We start from the raw sequence: 1,492 nt of genomic DNA, 5'->3' as shown, positions 1-1,492 counted from the left end.
AGAAGAAGCCCAGCGGATTGATGTCGTAGCTCACCAGCAGGTTCTTGGTCTGCTGATAGTGGTCGAGCATCATCTTGTGGGTTTCACGGCCGACACCGGACTTCTTGTAGCCACCGAACGCGGCGTGGGCCGGGTACAGGTGGTAGCAGTTGGTCCAGACGCGACCGGCCTTGATGCCGCGGCCCATGCGGTAGGCGCGGTTGATGTCGCGGGTCCATACGCCAGCGCCGAGGCCGAACTCGGTGTCGTTGGCGATCGCCAGGGCTTCGGCTTCGTCCTTGAAGGTGGTGACACTGACCACCGGGCCGAAGATTTCTTCCTGGAACACGCGCATCTGGTTGTTGCCCTTGAGCAGGGTCGGCTGGATGTAATAGCCGGTGGCCAGGCTGCCTTCGAGTTTCTCCACCTTGCCGCCGGTCAGCAGCTCGGCGCCTTCCTTCTGGGCGATGTCCAGGTACGAGAGGATCTTCTCGAACTGCTGCTCGGACGCCTGGGCGCCGACCATGGTGTCGGTGTCGAGCGGGTCGCCGCGCTTGATCTGCAGGACCTTCTTCATCACCACTTCCATGAACTGCGGGTAGATCGACTCCTGCACCAGGGCGCGCGATGGGCAGGTGCACACCTCGCCCTGGTTGAAGAACGCCAGCACCATGCCTTCGGCGGCCTTGTCGATGAACGCCGGCTCCGCCTGCATGATGTCTTCGAAGTAGACGTTCGGCGACTTGCCGCCCAGCTCCACGGTGGACGGGATGATGTTCTCGGCGGCGCACTTCATGATGTGCGAGCCCACCGGGGTGGAGCCGGTGAAGGCGATCTTGGCGATGCGCTTGCTGGTGGCCAGGGCTTCACCGGCCTCGCGGCCGAAGCCTTGCACCACGTTGAGCACGCCCTTGGGCAGCAGGTCGCCGATCAGTTCCATCAGCACGGCGATGCCCAGCGGGGTCTGCTCGGCGGGCTTGAGCACCACGCAGTTGCCGGCGGCCAGCGCCGGAGCCAGCTTCCAGGCGGCCATCAGCAGTGGGAAGTTCCACGGGATGATCTGCCCGACCACGCCCAGCGGCTCGTGGATGTGGTAGGCCACGGTGTTTTCGTTGATCTCGGCGGCGCCGCCTTCCTGGGCGCGGATGCAGCCGGCGAAGTAGCGGAAGTGATCGACCGCCAACGGGATGTCGGCGTTGAGGGTTTCGCGGATCGGCTTGCCGTTGTCCCAGGTTTCGGTGATGGCCAGGATCTCGAGGTTCTGCTCGATGCGGTCGGCGATCTTGAGCAGCACATTGGAGCGGTCTTGCACCGAGGTGCGGCCCCAGGCATCGGCGGCGGCGTGGGCGGCATCCAGGGCTTTGTCGATGTCTTCGGCGGTGGAGCGTGGGAACTCGGCGATCGGCTGGCCGTTCACCGGGGAGGTGTTGGTGAAGTATTCACCCTTGACCGGAGGAACGAACTCACCGCCGATGTAGTTGCCATAGCGGCTCTTGAAGGAAATTTTCGCGCC

1 protein-coding gene is annotated in these 1,492 nt (G+C 64.1%); it reads right to left on the bottom strand.

The genetic code is table 11. The annotated features are described in order from the left end of the window. On the bottom strand, positions 1-1,492 hold a 1,492-nt coding region (locus ACNFCH_RS25800), incomplete at both ends, for an aldehyde dehydrogenase family protein (RefSeq protein WP_416744494.1).

The organism is Pseudomonas sp. NY15354 (assembly GCF_048068075.1).
GTDB classification, from domain to species: domain Bacteria; phylum Pseudomonadota; class Gammaproteobacteria; order Pseudomonadales; family Pseudomonadaceae; genus Aquipseudomonas; species Aquipseudomonas guariconensis_C.
Note: the sequence above shows the minus strand (reverse complement) of the source record. Positions and strands in the feature narration are given on the sequence as shown.